This is a genomic window from Paraburkholderia sp. EG286A (genome assembly GCF_040965375.1).
In the GTDB taxonomy this organism is placed as follows: domain Bacteria; phylum Pseudomonadota; class Gammaproteobacteria; order Burkholderiales; family Burkholderiaceae; genus Paraburkholderia.
Genome location: NZ_JBFRCB010000001.1, coordinates 292,272 through 306,781, shown reverse-complemented (window position 1 = coordinate 306,781; position 14,510 = coordinate 292,272). Strand labels below are relative to the sequence as shown.

At 63.9% G+C, this 14,510-nt stretch carries 13 protein-coding genes; 7 read left to right on the top strand and 6 right to left on the bottom strand.

The annotated features are described in order from the left end of the window. Positions 1-105 precede the first annotated feature (105 nt). Positions 106-720, top strand: coding sequence for a YceI family protein (locus AB4Y35_RS01440; protein WP_368703821.1), 615 nt, complete (start codon positions 106-108; stop codon positions 718-720). A 24-nt stretch (positions 721-744) separates the two neighbouring features. Here the strand turns inward: AB4Y35_RS01440 and tdh are convergent, their stop codons facing one another. Both tdh and AB4Y35_RS01430 read right to left on the bottom strand, forming a co-directional pair. Beyond that, a complete protein-coding gene (gene tdh, locus AB4Y35_RS01435) occupies positions 745-1,776 on the bottom strand; it encodes an L-threonine 3-dehydrogenase (protein WP_368703052.1) in 1,032 nt (343 codons plus the stop codon). A gap of 17 nt (positions 1,777-1,793) precedes the next feature. Next, entirely contained in the window at positions 1,794-2,993 is a 1,200-nt protein-coding gene (locus tag AB4Y35_RS01430; RefSeq protein WP_254353548.1) for a glycine C-acetyltransferase, read from the bottom strand. 174 nt (positions 2,994-3,167) lie between these two features. Here AB4Y35_RS01430 and AB4Y35_RS01425 point away from each other — a divergent pair, with 174 nt between their 5' ends. The 3 genes from AB4Y35_RS01425 to AB4Y35_RS01415 all read left to right on the top strand — a co-directional run bounded on the left by AB4Y35_RS01425 (position 3,168) and on the right by AB4Y35_RS01415 (position 5,425). Then, positions 3,168-3,830, top strand: a complete 663-nt coding sequence (locus AB4Y35_RS01425; RefSeq protein WP_368703051.1) for a helix-turn-helix domain-containing protein — start codon at positions 3,168-3,170, stop codon at positions 3,828-3,830. A gap of 98 nt (positions 3,831-3,928) precedes the next feature. Continuing rightward, entirely contained in the window at positions 3,929-4,336 is a 408-nt protein-coding gene (locus tag AB4Y35_RS01420; protein ID WP_324160132.1) for a DUF2471 family protein, read from the top strand. 96 nt (positions 4,337-4,432) lie between these two features. After that, entirely contained in the window at positions 4,433-5,425 is a 993-nt protein-coding gene (locus tag AB4Y35_RS01415; protein ID WP_368703050.1) for a tyrosine-type recombinase/integrase, read from the top strand. 64 nt (positions 5,426-5,489) lie between these two features. Here the strand turns inward: AB4Y35_RS01415 and AB4Y35_RS01410 are convergent, their stop codons facing one another. After that, positions 5,490-6,692: a DNA-binding protein gene (locus AB4Y35_RS01410; protein ID WP_368703049.1), complete on the bottom strand. Its 1,203-nt coding sequence runs from the start codon at positions 6,690-6,692 to the stop codon at positions 5,490-5,492. A 1,877-nt stretch (positions 6,693-8,569) separates the two neighbouring features. On the opposite strand from AB4Y35_RS01410, the gene AB4Y35_RS01405 reads away from it, so the two are divergent. After that, positions 8,570-9,928 (top strand): replication initiation protein, encoded by a 1,359-nt coding sequence (locus AB4Y35_RS01405; protein ID WP_368688693.1) that lies wholly within the window; start codon positions 8,570-8,572, stop codon positions 9,926-9,928. A gap of 139 nt (positions 9,929-10,067) precedes the next feature. Here AB4Y35_RS01405 and AB4Y35_RS01400 read toward each other — a convergent pair whose 3' ends face one another. Further along, positions 10,068-11,147: a ParB/RepB/Spo0J family partition protein gene (locus AB4Y35_RS01400; RefSeq protein WP_368688692.1), complete on the bottom strand. Its 1,080-nt coding sequence runs from the start codon at positions 11,145-11,147 to the stop codon at positions 10,068-10,070. Between the two features lie 24 nt (positions 11,148-11,171). Continuing rightward, positions 11,172-11,834 (bottom strand): ParA family partition ATPase, encoded by a 663-nt coding sequence (parA, locus tag AB4Y35_RS01395; protein WP_042271984.1) that lies wholly within the window; start codon positions 11,832-11,834, stop codon positions 11,172-11,174. Positions 11,835-12,327: 493 nt separating this feature from the next. On the opposite strand from parA, the gene arsC reads away from it, so the two are divergent. Both arsC and AB4Y35_RS01385 read left to right on the top strand, forming a co-directional pair. Beyond that, on the top strand, positions 12,328-12,681 hold the full coding sequence (gene arsC / locus AB4Y35_RS01390) for an arsenate reductase (glutaredoxin) (protein ID WP_368703048.1): 354 nt from the start codon (positions 12,328-12,330) through the stop codon (positions 12,679-12,681). A 362-nt stretch (positions 12,682-13,043) separates the two neighbouring features. After that, positions 13,044-13,598: an NADPH-dependent FMN reductase gene (locus tag AB4Y35_RS01385; RefSeq protein WP_368688690.1), complete on the top strand. Its 555-nt coding sequence runs from the start codon at positions 13,044-13,046 to the stop codon at positions 13,596-13,598. Between the two features lie 39 nt (positions 13,599-13,637). On the opposite strand, the gene AB4Y35_RS01380 is transcribed toward AB4Y35_RS01385, so the two are convergent. Continuing rightward, the gene (locus AB4Y35_RS01380) at positions 13,638-14,357 is read right to left on the bottom strand and encodes a hypothetical protein (protein ID WP_368703047.1); all 720 of its coding nucleotides are present in this window, start codon (positions 14,355-14,357) and stop codon (positions 13,638-13,640) included. Between the last annotated feature and the right edge of the window lie 153 nt (positions 14,358-14,510).

Sequence of the window (14,510 nt, the reverse complement as noted above, 5' to 3'; positions counted from 1 at the left end):
CCAAACGTCCTTACGGGTGTCGACGAGTCAAAGGGAGATGAGATGAAAGACCGGCCGCTGGTATCGCTTGCGCCTCTCGTTCGCGGCTCGCGCCGCGCCTTCTGCATGGCGCTATGCGCAGCGAGTCTCGCCGCGTGCACGCCGCTGCGCGTCGTCACGCACAGCGTGAGCCGCGCGGAAACCGACGTGCCGGCGGGACATTACGTGATGGACGCGCATCACTGGAGCGTCGTGTTCGACGTCGATCACTTCCACTACACGCGCTTCGTCATGCGCTTCGACCGCGCGCAGGCGACGCTCGACTGGCAGGCCGGCGGCCTCGAAGCGGCCACGGTCGACGCGACCATCGACGCCACGAGCCTCGACACCAACGTCGGCGCACTCGACACCATGGTGAAAGGACCGCAGATGCTCGATGTAGCGCGCTATGCGCAGATCCGCTTCACGAGCACGCACTTCGAGCGCACGGGCGAAGGGCGCGGCACGCTCACGGGCAATCTCACGATCCGCGGCGTGACGCAACCAGTCACGCTCGACGTCACCTTGAACGGCTACGCGCCGAATCCGCTGACCAAGCAGCCCACGCTCGGCTTCACCGCAGCGGGCCGCTTCAAGCGTTCGGCGTTCGGATTGACGAGCTGGTATCCCGCCGTGGGCGACGAGATCGACGTGCGCATCGAGGCCGAATTCGAGCAGCCGGCGCCGGGCGCAGCGTCGTAAGCGCAGCATCGAATCGATGCGCGATCAGGCCGTGGTCCAGTCGAGAATGACCTTGCCGCTCTCGCCCGAGAGCATCGCCGCGAAGCCCTTCTCGTAGTCGTCCACGTCGAAGCGGTGCGTGATGATGGGCGAGAGATCGAGCCCGCTCTGCAGCATCGCGACCATCTTGTACCAGGTCTCGAACATCTCGCGGCCGTAAATGCCCTTGATTTCCAGCCCCTTGAAGATGACCTGGTTCCAGTCGATGGCGGTTTGCGCGGGCGGAATGCCGAGCAGCGCCACCTTGCCGCCGTGGTTCATCGACTCGAGCAGCGCCGTAAACGCGCTCGGCACACCCGACATTTCGAGGCCTACGTCGAAGCCTTCGGTCATGTGGAGTTCGTTCATCACGTCGCGCAGCGACTCGCGCGCCACGTTCACGGCTCGCGTCGCGCCCATCTTGCGTGCAAGCTCGAGCCGGTAGTCGTTGACGTCCGTGATGACGACGTTGCGCGCGCCCACGTGCTTAGCGATCGCCACAGCCATGATCCCGATCGGCCCCGCGCCCGTGATCAGCACGTCCTCGCCGACGAGGTTGAACGACAGCGCCGTGTGCGTGGCATTGCCGAACGGATCGAAGATCGCGGCGAGCTCGTCGGAGATCTCGGGCGGGATCTTGAACGCGTTGAAGGCCGGAATCACGAGGTATTCGGCGAACGCGCCTTCGCGGTTCACGCCCACGCCCGTAGTGTTGCGGCACAGGTGGCGCCGCCCCGCGCGGCAGTTGCGGCAAAAACCGCAGGTGATATGCCCTTCGCCCGACACGCGGTCGCCAATCTGGAAGCCGCGCACCTCCTGGCCCATTTCGACGATCTCGCCCACGTATTCGTGGCCCACGTGCATCGGCACCGGAATGGTCTTCTGCGCCCAGTCGTCCCATTTCCAGATGTGGATGTCCGTGCCGCAGATCGCGGTCTTGCGGATCTTGATCATCACGTCGTTGTGGCCGACTTCGGGCTTCTTCACGCGCGTGAGCGTGAGTCCGGGCGCGCGTTCGAGTTTGGCGAGTGCTTTCATTTGCTTCGCAATCCTTGTTAAATCACGCCGAGCTGTCTGCCGACGCGTGCAAACGCCTCGACGGCGCGCCCGATCTGCGCGGACGTGTGGGCGGCGCTCATCTGCGTGCGAATGCGCGCGCGGCCCTTGGGTACGACGGGATACGAAAAGCCGATGACGTAGACGCCCTCGTGCAGGAGCGCGTCGGCCATTTTCGAGGCGACCTGGGCGTCGCCGAGCATCACCGGAATGATCGGGTGCTCGCCGGGCACGAGCGTGAAGCCGAGCGCGCTCATTTCGCGGCGGAACTGCGCGCCGTTCTCGCGCACCCGGCGGCGCAGCTGCGCGCCTTCGTCGCTCGCAATCAGCTCGAGCACCGCAAGCGTGGCGGCCGCGATGCTCGGCGTCAGCGTGTTCGAGAACAGATAGGGGCGCGAGCGCTGGCGCAGCAAGTCGACGACTTCCTGCTTCGCCGCGATATAGCCGCCCGACGCGCCGCCCAGCGCCTTGCCGAGCGTGCCGGTAATGATGTCGACGCGCTGCAGGACGCCGCAGTGCTCGGGCGTGCCGCGCCCGTGCTCGCCGATGAAGCCCACCGCGTGCGAGTCGTCGACCATCACGAGCGCGTCGTAGCGGTCGGCGAGATCGCAGATGCCCTTGAGGTCGGCGATGATGCCGTCCATCGAGAACACGCCGTCGGTGGCGATGAGCTTGTAGCGCGCGCCGGCTTCGTCGGCTTCTTTCAGCCTGGCTTCGAGATCCGCAAGATCGTTGTTCCTGTAGCGATAGCGGCGCGCCTTCGAAAGACGCACGCCGTCGATGATGCTCGCGTGATTGAGTTCGTCGCTGATGATGGCGTCTTCTTCGCCGAGCAGCGTTTCGAACAGGCCGCCGTTCGCGTCGAAGCAACTGGAATAGAGAATGCAGTCTTCGGTTTGCAGGAACGTGGCGAGCGCGCTTTCGAGCTGCTTGTGCACGGTTTGCGTGCCGCAGATGAAACGCACCGACGCCATGCCGAAGCCATCGCGCTCGAGGCCGTCTTTGGCGGCGGCGATGAGCCGCGCGTCATTGGCGAGGCCGAGGTAGTTGTTCGCGCAGAAGTTGAGCACGTCGCTGCCGTCTGCGAGCCGGATATCGGCCGACTGCGGCGTGGCGATCACGCGCTCGTTCTTGTAGAAGCCGTCGGCGCGGATCTGGTCGAGCGTTGCGCGCAAGTGGTCGAGATACGGGGTACGCATGAGTCGTGCTCCTCACATCGCTGCGGCCTGCCGCAGTTGTGCTGCGACATGCCTGCGGGTTGCCTGCGGTTTGCCCGCGGTTTGCTATAGTCGCCGTCAGCCGCTGGCGAAAATTTCCTTTATTTCGAACCCAAGTTCGATATGTCGAACGCACTCTAATCGATGAGGCCGTGAATGGCAAGCACCCGCAAATCGCGCACCGCCCCGGCGGGCGCTGTTCCTGACGCACCGGCGTCGGCTGCATCGGCTGCAACCAACGTACCACCTGCATCCGCCGTACCTGCCACCACGCCGCCGCGCGTGGGCGAACAGATCCAGCGGCTGCGCACCGAGCGCAAGATGACGCTCGACGACCTCTCGCGCGCCGCGGGCGTCTCAAAATCCATGCTATCGGAAATCGAGCGCGACAAGGCGAACCCGACCATTGCCGTGGCCTGGCGGCTCACGAACGCGCTGGGCGTCAAACTCGATTCGCTGTTCGCCGCCCCGAAGGCGCCCGAAGCGATCGCCGTGGCCGGTCCGCACGACATCCCGACGCTGCACGGCCACGACGCGGGTTACCAGTTGCGCGTGTGGGGGCCCATCGAGCTGGCCGGCCACTTCGAATGGTATGAGCTGACGCTCAAGCCGGGCGGGGCGCTGGTTTCGGCGGCGCACGAACCGGGTACGCGCGAGCATCTCACGGTGCTGCAGGGGAGCATCGAGGTCGAGGCGGCCGGCGCGACGCAGCGCCTGAAGGCCGCTGACACGGCGCGCTACATCGCCGATCAGGCGCATGCGATCCGCAACGCCGGCAAGGGCGAGGCGCGCGCGCTGCTGGTGGTGATCCACGGCTAACGGACCGCCTCACCGCGAGCCTTGGCCGAACGGACGAGGCTGCGCGATCGGCTCGACTACTGTATATTTATACAGTGAAAGTCCGACTGGAGCCGTCGATGTCCCTCCCAACCGAACTGCCGCGCGAGCCCGCCCTAGCGGCCTTGCGCTTTCAGGCCGCCGCGCGCGACCTCGAACACATCGTCCGCAACATCGCGCAGCGCTATATCGCGCGGCAGGTGCCGCTCACCTGGCGCCTGCTGCATGCAATCGAGGCCGAAGCCCTCGCGGATCTCGGCTTCGCCAGCCGCCACGACGCCCTCATGCTGGGCCTCTTTCAGCGGCCGGGCGACCTCGCCTGGCCGGAAACGGACGAGACCGTCGACTTCGGACAATCCAACGCGCTGCCGGCCGTATTTGCGTTCGCGGTGTCGGCCTACGAACGCGCCGCCCAAGGCGCGGAAGAATCGCGCCGGCAGGCAAGACGCCACGACGCTGTACGGCGTGCGAGGGCCTGGGGTGGCTGATCGCAAGGCGGCGAGGCATCGCACGGAACAATAGCGTCAGCCAGGATCGTGCTATCGCTATAATGGCCCTGTAACGCAACTAACGGAATGATAGAGATGGCGTCTTCCACTTCCTCACGCGACCTCTTCGACCAGCAACGCCAGGACTGGCAGCGCGACCCTGTCGCCGCGTTCGACGCCTGGCTCGCCTCACAGAACTTGCGCCGTTCCTCCGCCGAGGTCTATCGCGTGCAATGGGGACGCTTTCTCGAATGGCTCGCGCTCAAGCGCAAGACGATCATGACCGTGGATACCGGCACGATCGCCGAATTCGTCGCCAGCCTCGACGTGAAAAAACCGCAACGGCTTCGCTACCTGCGGCTCATCGAGCGCGTGCTCGATCACGTGCGCGAAATCGAACTTGCCTCGACGAATCCGGCGCGCTTCATCGCCCAGGACGGCGAAGCCGCATGGCGCAACGCGCGCGAAAACGAGCCGACCGGCTTCCTGGCGACCGCCGAGCGCGCCGCGATCATCGGCCAGTTGTTCTCGCCGCTCGTCGAGCCATCGGCTGCGAAACGATGGCGCGAACGCCGCGACCGGGCGCTCGTCGCCATCTTTCTGGGCGGCGGATTGAAAACGGGAGACGCCATCGCGCTCACGCTCGATTGCGTGGCGATCGGCTCGGAGTGGGTCACGATCGAAGCCGCCAACCCGGCATTCACGCGCGTCACGCGACTGACGCCGTTTGCCGTCGACGTGCTCGGCGCCTGGCTCGAAGCACGCCGCCTGGCTGGACTGCCGGGACAGCTGGTGTTTCCGGGCTCGCCCTCGGGGCGCCCCATGCACAAGGCCACGGTGCTGCGCGCCATCGACGCTTTGATGGAAGCGGCCGGCGTGGCGGAAACGCGCGCCGACCGCGCGAGCCCACAGACCTTGCGCAACACGTTCGCGGCGGACCTGTTCGAGCGCGGCATCGATACCGATCAGGTAGGGCAGTGGCTCGGCTTCCTGCAGCCGATCTCCGCGGGCCGGCTCCATCGCGCATGGAAAACGTGGGCGGAACGCGAGGCGTCCCAGCACATCTCTGAGCAAGCGGACGAGGCGTGAAACGCCGCGTCGGCCGGCGATTGGGCGTTTGAGAGGCGCGTGCCGCCTCCCGTAAAAGCTCACGTCAAGCCTGTTCGTGCGAATGCTTGCCGGCCATGAAGCGCGCGTACGCCGCAAGCTTCGACGCCCCCGTTCCCGAGGTGTGCTCGCACTCCGGGCACGTGAATTCGAAACCCTCGTCCACTTCGGACAACTCCGGTTCCCCTTCGTGACAGTTAGGACAACGCGCGGGCAAGGCGACGTGACCATCGACCACGGTGCCGAGGTTCGCCAGTTCGGTTGCGCCTAGTCGACCCGCGGCGGCGAGTGAACACAGCAAGGACGCGACCGAGGTGTCGAGTCCCTGCTGTCCGCGCAATGCCGTGACCTGGCGGGTGAGCACGTCCACTTCGTCGGAGCGTTCGCGCAGCACGGCGTCGAGCCGGTCGGCGCGGGCCTTCGCCGTCGCCAGCTGCTGGATGAAATCGAATTCCTTCTTGCTGGCATCGCGCTGGGCCGCCTGCCAGGTCGACGACATCGTACGCAACGAATCCAGTTCGACCAGCATCGGCTTGACGCGCCGTTCGGCCTCGGCGAGCGCGTCCTTGATCTGCTGCGCGTAATGCTCGGTGCTCTTGCGCATTTCCTCGTGCAAGCCGTCGATGCGATCGCGCAACCCCGCGTTGGTGGTCTGCTCCGCCTCGACCCGTTTGCGCAGGGCGTCGTTTTCCATTTCCAGACGCTGTACCAGCACTTCGCGGTTGCCATGTGCCGCGACGCCCTGGGCGGATGCCGCGGCGAGCTGGCTTTCGAGTTCGCGCACCCGCTCATAGGCGGCTTCCACACGCGCTTCGCTGCGTTGCAGCATCTCATCGGCGGCTGAACGACGGGCTTCGGCCTCCCGGGTCGCCTGCTCGGCATCGAGGCGGCCGGCTTCGAATTCCGTGCGGTCCGCCTGCAGGGCTTCGCCCGCTAGCGCGAGCGCTTCCTCGAAAAGCGCGCCCAGCAACTCGCCGGCGCGCTCTTCCAGCGCGGGCGGAATGGCCCCGGCGCCGACACGCACTTTGGAAGTCGCGCGAATGCGCTGCCAGAAAAGCTCGATGTCCTTGGGGATGTCGCTGGCGCTTCCGGTTTGGGTCAGCTCACGGACGGCAGCCATCGATGGCTTGATCTCGAAATCGAAGAACAAGCGTTTGCAGGCGTGTAAGGACAGTTCCTGCCTGCGTGCTCCGTTTTTGCGCAAATCCTCGATTTCTTCGCGGATTGCTTGGCGGTCCTGGTCTCGCATCTTCGTCTTCTCGGCAGGGGAGTGGACGAATAATAACAAATTACGTTCTATTTGCTACGTTTTTGAATCTGGAGATTGCCGGGAGTGGCGAAACGGCGCTCATGGGGCCTTTTATCTCGTCGCGAGAGGCAATTAGCGTGGGGCTTCCGTGAAACAAATCGAACTTTGTTTCATAAGCCCTTGTAAACGCGCGAATTTCTCGCTCGATTCTACTGCGATCCGTTGTTTCACGCGAGCGGCCTCGAGGATCTGGCGCGGTGTCTGGTTTGGGCTGTGGATATCTCGGGTAGCTCGCGGGGGGATTCTTGCTTGAGAGATATAAAAGTAAACACCCTTGATACCGGTTAAAAACGTTAACGCCACGGCAAATCCTTACCTGGCGGGACTTTCCGGCCGATCAGGTGAAGCTTTACGGGACCCTGGGTGAGCACCTGCGGGACAGATGGGTGGCGGGCTTCGGGAACGCCGGTGAGCCACTGCAGGAGAGGACGTGAGCGGGTTCAGGAGCGGGGGGATTCTTGACTTCCCGGCAAGGGTGAGGCGATACGGGAAGACGCGGCCGGGCAGATCACGCGTGGCCGGGCCTGGCCTGGATGTTACGGGAAATGCAACGGTGAGCGGATTCGGGAGCGGCGATTGGCGCCATTTTTCGGCTAAATCGAGGGGCTAAAACGCGTGGGGTGAGAAGGATCGGGAAAAAATGCGGATCGAAGGTGAAGTTTTTCGGGAGCCGACGCCCGAAATCGGGCGAAATGGGCGCTTTCGGGGCCCAGAGGTGAGCTTTTTCGGGGGCTTGCACGCGAGCCGCGCGGATCTGCCAGCTGCCCGCAGGACGTTCGCGAAGACTTTTTGCGACAAAAGGTGAGGATTTTCGGGAGATTGCCGCAGTGCCGCGAAACCAGAGGCGTCCGTTGGCGCCTGGAGGGATAAGGTGAGACTTTTCGGGGGCGCTTTTTGGCACATTTCCTGCCGAAGGTGAGCCGATTCGGGAGAAAGTTGGTGTTCACTGCGCTGCAAACGCCGAGATTACGGGTTCGCGGATGGTGTCGCTCCCGGTTGGAATCCAGCATGGGTGAGATTTTTCAGGAGGGTTTTCCCGGCAAACTCGCACGTGGCCGAATTTTGCGTCGCGATCTGCGGTGAGGGAATGCGGGAGCCGATATCGCCATCCCCCGCCTGCCGCGCATGTGGATAAGTCACGGAATCCATTGAATTTTTCTTTTCGGTGCGATGAATGGTGAGGATCTCCGGGAGACGCCACGACGGTGCAGCGGAACCGTACCTGGACGCCAAAGGTGAGAGTTTTCAGGAGCGGTTACGGCATGGCAGCCGCAGCGACGGCCTTCGGGAGCGGTTCGATGTCGTTGGTCCGCGCGACGACAGGTGAGGCTTTTCGGGATGCTTCGGGCACTTTTGGGCGCCGCGCCGATGATCGGGTGCCTCGATCGCCGTGTCGGGCCACTTTTGCCGCCACAATTGAGGCTTTCCGATCGCTTTGTGCCGGTGACACACCATGTTTTGTTGCAGTGCGATCGCCTCGTTGCGTATGTTTGGGTTGGCAACTGGCCGGTCGCCAGGATTTCGGGACCATCGACGGACTTTTTTCACCGTCCGCGCGAAAATATTTAAGGTGAGCGAATGCGGGAGCCGATGGCGCCCCCTGGCACACCGGCAGAAATGCGGAACCCAGCCGGATCGTGCATGACGCAAAGCGCCCCGCCGGATGGGCGTCTAGCCAAAGGTGAGGCGATACGGGAAGGTGTCGCGGTGAGCGGCGCGCGCGAGATGCGCATCACCGGCAATGGTGAGGGAGGCCCTATAGACGCCTATCACCACAGACGGTATCCTTTCGCGAAATTCTCTCCTCGACCCGACGCATGGCCACGAAGCGCGTGAAAAAGACCGATGTGGTAAGCCCCAGCTCGGCGGAATTGCGCAAGGCCGTCGAGGCGATCGCGATCCAGCCGAAGAGCGGCAAGATCACCCTGCTGACCCGCAAGCTGTTCAACGTCCTGCTGGCCGTCGCCCAGCAGGCCGACGAGTCTGGCGATACCTACCGTGCGCTGCTGTCCGACATCGTCGCCAACTCGGCGTTCGATTCGAACGATACGGCGCTCGTGAAGGAGCACCTGCGTCGCATGGTGTCGGTGCAGGTCGAATGGAGCCAGGGCACGTCGAGCCAGAAGCCCGGTCGCAAGTGGGGGATCTCCACGCTGATTGCGGACGCGGAAATTCTCGAGGATCCGCAAACCCGTCGCGTCTGGGTGGAGTTCTCGTTCGCGCCGAAGATCAAGAAGAAACTGCTGGATCCGGTCCAGTACGCCCGCCTGAGCCTGCAATTCCAGAGTCAGTTGCGCAGCAGCGCGGGGCTGGCGCTCTACGAGATCTGCGTGCGCTATCTGACCAACCCCAGCCATCTGACGATGCGCGAGACCTGGGAGTGGTGGCGCCCGATCCTGTCCGGCACCCCGGACACCGAAGCGGGCGACGAAGCCAAACGCGAGTACAAGTATTTCAAGCGCGATTATCTGCGGCCCGCGATTGCCGAAGTGAACGCGGTGACGAATATCTTCGTCGAGTTGATCGAGCACCGCGAAGGGCGCCGGGTCGCCGAAATCCAGTTTCGCGTAACCGAGCGCAAACAGCCGATGCTTGCGCTCGACGAGCATCCGAATGTGTTCGACAGCACGCTCGTCGACCGCATGGTCAAGATCGGGATCCCGCTCAAGGAAGCGCAGTCGCTTTACGCCGACAGCGAGGAAAACCGCATTCGCGCCGCGTTGCAGCTGACCGAACAGCGCATGCGCAGTACGAGCCTGCCGCCGGTGCGCAGCGCCGCGGCGCTGTTCAAGGACGCGTTGAAGAAGGGCTATGCGCCGCCGGTCGAGACGGCGGCTGGCGCGACACCGGCCGTGGGCCGCAGCGCGGCGGCAGCGGTGACGGCCGACGATCCGAAGGCGCGCCTGCTCGATGAATACGCGGCGTATCGGCGCAAGGAAGCGCGCTCGCTCTACGAGGAGCAGGGCGACATGGAGCGCGAACTGGCGCGTCAGTCGTTTGAGACGGATGAACTGCCGGGACTGGGCACGCATTTGCGCGACGACTGGCGTCGTCGTGGGCTCGAATCGAAACTAGCCGATACAGCGTTCTTCGACTGGCTCGCGCGCAAGACCTGGGGCGAACCGACCGACGGCGATCTGCTCGCGTTCACGTTGAGCCAGACGCGCGCTGCCTGAGCGTCAGGAGTGGCCGGCCCGTGCAAGGCGGGGCGGTGATGGTGGGGGCCGTTCGGCCGATTGGGAGGCGTGAAACGATCCTGCTTCCATCGTCGACGGTCCGCCCAAAGCATGGCAGCCGTCGACACATTTTCCAACCCTACTTCGTCTTCAGGATCTGCTCGATCTGCTGAAGAATCGCGTCGCGTCGATCTTTGGTGAGTCCCTTCAGGCGCAACTCGAGCCGGTCGTCGCCATATGACTTCAGGTCGCCGACGGCGACACCATCCAGTTTGATCTCCAGCCGTTGTGCGTAGCGTTGCCGCCCAGCCGGCTTCGGACTTTCCTGCGCGCTCGCCCGGCCTTTCACGATATCCGCCACCTGACGCGTGCTGAGGTCGTCGGCCACGATGCGGTTGATGAGACGCAGCGTGGCGTCGGTGCCGCGCGCGCCGTGATAGCGCCCGACCTGATAGGCCATGTTCGAGCCGAAGCGGTCCGTACGTGCCACCATTTCCTGCATGACCGGTTCCGGCAACTTGCCGATCGCGAGCGCGACCGCCACCGTCGATTCGTCGAGGCCGAGGTGGTCGGCAAGTTCGCGTTGACTCTGAAAATGCTTTTCGTCGATGAATCGCTTCCACACCACCGCGTTATCGAAAACGGTTTGCGAGTCGCGCTGGACGTTCAGGTCGTAACCGAGTTTGTAGCTCTGGATGCCGATCGGCAGGTCGACGACGATGGCCTTGACGACTTCCTTGTTCGCTTCTTTCAGGGCCCGCACGCGACGGCCGCCATCGCTCACGTAGTAGCTACCCGGCGCCGCGTAGTCGGGGATCACATGGATCGCCTGCTGCTGACCTTGTTTCGCGAGATTGACAGCGAGTTCGGCGATCGAGGCCTTCAGATAAAAGTGACGCGGGTTGAAGGGGCTCGGCTTGATGTCCTTGAGGGGCAACTCGATGATCTGCCCCGGACGGTAGCCTTGCGCGATGCGCCAGGCGCGGTATTCGACCGACTCGTTTTCGAGGCCGACTGCGTCGTCGAGAATCGGCTCGACGGCAGGTTCAAGGCCGGTCACAAGCGCAGGCTGACTCGAGCGCCCAGCAACTTCGCGCGTTTTTGGCTTGTCCTGGACGAGCCCGTCGATGGCGTTGAGGCGGTCGAGCGCAGTGCGCTTCTCGCTGCTCGTCGTATCAGGGCGAGCCTGAAAGCCTTTGGCGAATTGGGAGGGTTTCATTCAGGGTCCTTTATGCGCATAAAGTCAGGGGAGCATCGCCGCGATCTCGTCGGCACATGCGCGCACTTCCACTGCGGCGAGGCGAGCGCCGCGGTCGTTCATTTGCAGAACCGTCTGGCCCAAGGCCATCGCCTGCTTGTACGCCTCTCGTGTGGGAATCTGCGTTCTGAGCAGAGGGAAACCAAGCTCTTCGAGGGCGCGCTTCAGTTCGCGGGTGAGCATGCGCTTCTCTTCGGTCTTGTTCAGCAGGAATACCGCGCGCAGATCTTCATTCATGACCTGGGCCTGCTGGATGAGCTTCACGAGACCGACACTCGACCAGTAGTCAGCCGGAGAAGACGAAGTCGGGATGACGGCGACGGTCGCAGCGAGCAACACCACACCGGAGACCTTTTCCGTGATCGACGGCGGGCAGTCCACGACGATCACGTCGTAGTCGTTGACGAACTTCTTGATCTCCCGGTGGATCTGGCCACCGGCTTCCGAAAGATTGACGACCGGAAACGGGATGCCGGTATCACCATCGGCTGACGCACTGGCCCAATGGACCAGCGTGTTTTGGCCGTCGGCATCGACGACGAGAACCCGTTTCCCCTTCTCGTGAAAGGCCGCGCCGAGATGCATCGCGATCGTGCTCTTGCCGACCCCGCCCTTTTGCTGCGTGACTGCGATTATCTCTGCTGCCAATTGGTATTCTCCTTTTTGCTATTAGGTTGGGATTTTACCTGGAATGTTTTTCAGTTCAATGATTTTTGGCGTAATTCGTGGCTGAATTAGCCATTCGGACAAGGTTTATGCGCATAAAGCTCGGGCGGAGGATGGGGATGCCGCGTAGCGGTCGCCTGCAGTACTGACATACGCTTCAGCGATGCCCTCGGTGCGTGGTGTCGATCGGTCGAATAACGGGCGCGCTGGAAGATGACCATGCGCGGACCTCACCGCTTTATGCGCATAAAGTCAGCCTCACCTCGTCGCACTCCCGTCTCGCACAAGCGCGCGACCGGAGAACCTCAGCGCGAATCCCACACGCGAGACCCCCTGGCAGCAAGCCTTGAGCACAAGAGTCCGACCTCATCGACTGAAGCCCCTACGCGTGCCAACACGCCCCCCGGTAAAATCGCAGCGACGCCCCGGTCTCACCGAGGCTCACCCACTACTCCCCTCTCGCACTTCCGACGCCATGATCACGATCTACCACAACCCCCGCTGCTCCAAGTCCCGCGCGGCTTGCGAGTTGGTCTCCACCGCAAAGGCGAACGAGCCAGTCGAGGTGGTTGAATACCTGAAGCAGCCGCTCACCGTCGACCAACTGAAAGCGCTGCACGCAATGCTGGGCGGCCCGTTGCTCGACATGATCCGCACCGGTGAAACCGAGTACACGGAGCTCGGCCTCGATGCACCCGGAGTCACCGATGATCAGCTCTACGAAGCAATTGCGCGGCATCCGATTCTGCTGCAGCGACCCATCGTCGTACGCGATGGCCGCGCCGTGATCGGACGCCCGACCGAAAACATCGCGGCGCTGTTCGGTTGACCTTGGCGGGATGCATGCGTTGGGTTGCTCACGCGCCAAACGCGAGCGAATTGCGAGCGCATGAGCCCGCGTGCATGGACGAGGTACCATCCTCGCCATGCACGCATGGAAATTGCATCTTTGCTAACCTGCAGACGAATCCGACGCGAGGCCCCTGTTCATCGGCTCTCCACGCAAGTTGTCCACAAGCTTATGCCCAAAATCTGTGGATAAATTCGCGTTACCCCTGGTTATCCACAGCGCCGCGCCGATACTGATATCGGGCGGGTCCGGGCGAGCGCGTGCGCATCGCCGGAATGCGCACGCGTCTATGATGATGTTTCCTTCCACTGCGCTTCGCGCGCGCTTCCGAGGAAACCGAAATGGCCTACAAGATCGCAGTTGTGGTCGGCAGTCTGCGCAAGGATTCATTCAACCGGCAACTCGCACACGCGGTGACTTCGCTGGCCCCCGCCGATTTTACTTTCGAGTATCTCGACATCGGCGTGCTGCCGCTCTACAGCCAGGAATACGACGCCGACTATCCCGAGGTGGCGCGCCGCTTCAAGCAGCAGATCGAAGCGGTCGACGCCCTGCTGTTCGTCACGCCCGAATACAACCGCTCGATTCCGGGCGGGTTGAAAAATGCACTCGACTGGGGTTCGCGGCCGTGGGGCACGAATTCGTGGCGCGGCAAGCCGGGCGCGGTGCTCGGCACGTCGGTGGGGGCAACGGGCACAGCGCTCTCGCAGCAGCATCTGCGCAACGTGCTCGCCTATCTCGACGTCGCGCTGCTCGGTCAGCCCGAGATGTTCATCAAGCACGACCCGAGCCGCATCAACGAGAAAGGCGAGATCGTCAGCGAGGATACGCGCAAGTTCCTGCAGGGCTTCGTCGACACCTACGTGGCCTGGGTCAAGCGCCAGCTCGGCCGCTGACGCCTGATCGCGACCCACGCCGCATTGGCGCGAGGGGCTTCAGTGCAACGTGCGGCGCTGCCCCGGCATATCCTTGTGGTGCTCGGGCGTGTCTTCCTCGTACTCGAGGAATTCGTCCGGAATTTGCGGCGCGACACCTGCTGCGGGTCGCGTCGCTTCGGGCGCGCCAGGAACGTCCACGTGATGCGCGCCCATCACCGCACCGGCGCCTGGTGCACTGGCGGAGGTGAGCACGGTCGCTTCGGCTTCGCTCGTCGGCCGCACCGGTTCGACAGTGGGTTCGACGGTCGGGGCAACGGAGCCTTGTTCGCGCGCCGCTTCGGTCTGCGCGGCGCGGCGGCGCATGGCGTCGGCGAATTCGGAGAGACCCAGTTCGTCGAGCGCCGAGTGCTCACGCGCAACCGGACGGTCCGTCGCGGGCCATGCCCACGGCGTGCCGCGTAGCGCGACTTCCATCGCGTGCTCTTCGCGCAGCGTCTCGTACGCGAGATTGGCGTGCGCCTCGTCGCTCACGTGCACGCCGATGCGCACCGCTTCGCCCGGCGGCGGCGTCATGCCCGTCTGCGCCTCGGTGGTGCGACGCGCATCGCCCGTCGACGAGAAGAAACTTCCCACGAGCCGCTCGATGCCGGCCAGCACGCCCTCGGTGCGCGCCGGCAGGTCGATGTCGCCCGCCGCGAAGCCGCGTTGCAGCAGCGCGTCCTGCGCGTGGCGTGCTTCGTCGTAGGTTTGGAAAACGCCGGTCACGGTCTGTTTCATGGCAGCCTCCTTCGCCAGATGGCGACGCCTGCTTACATCATGCGCCGATTGTGCGTGGCTCGTGCATCGGCTGGCGCATGCTGCGCGCGACGTCTAACCGCCTGATTCTGCGGGTCGTGCCGCCTGCCGCAAGCCTCGTGCCGCGAGGCGCGT

Coding starts and splice junctions, on each gene's coding strand:
- arsC (WP_368703048.1), top strand. CDS start 12,328: ATGATCACGATCTACCACAACCCCCGCTGCTCCAAGTCCCGCGCGGCT.
- AB4Y35_RS01400 (WP_368688692.1), bottom strand. CDS start 11,147: ATGAAACCCTCCCAATTCGCCAAAGGCTTTCAGGCTCGCCCTGATACG.
- AB4Y35_RS01430 (WP_254353548.1), bottom strand. CDS start 2,993: ATGCGTACCCCGTATCTCGACCACTTGCGCGCAACGCTCGACCAGATC.
- AB4Y35_RS01420 (WP_324160132.1), top strand. CDS start 3,929: ATGTCCCTCCCAACCGAACTGCCGCGCGAGCCCGCCCTAGCGGCCTTG.
- AB4Y35_RS01385 (WP_368688690.1), top strand. CDS start 13,044: ATGGCCTACAAGATCGCAGTTGTGGTCGGCAGTCTGCGCAAGGATTCA.
- AB4Y35_RS01440 (WP_368703821.1), top strand. CDS start 106: ATGGCGCTATGCGCAGCGAGTCTCGCCGCGTGCACGCCGCTGCGCGTC.
- AB4Y35_RS01405 (WP_368688693.1), top strand. CDS start 8,570: ATGGCCACGAAGCGCGTGAAAAAGACCGATGTGGTAAGCCCCAGCTCG.
- AB4Y35_RS01425 (WP_368703051.1), top strand. CDS start 3,168: ATGGCAAGCACCCGCAAATCGCGCACCGCCCCGGCGGGCGCTGTTCCT.
- tdh (WP_368703052.1), bottom strand. CDS start 1,776: ATGAAAGCACTCGCCAAACTCGAACGCGCGCCCGGACTCACGCTCACG.
- AB4Y35_RS01410 (WP_368703049.1), bottom strand. CDS start 6,692: ATGCGAGACCAGGACCGCCAAGCAATCCGCGAAGAAATCGAGGATTTG.
- AB4Y35_RS01415 (WP_368703050.1), top strand. CDS start 4,433: ATGGCGTCTTCCACTTCCTCACGCGACCTCTTCGACCAGCAACGCCAG.
- AB4Y35_RS01380 (WP_368703047.1), bottom strand. CDS start 14,357: ATGAAACAGACCGTGACCGGCGTTTTCCAAACCTACGACGAAGCACGC.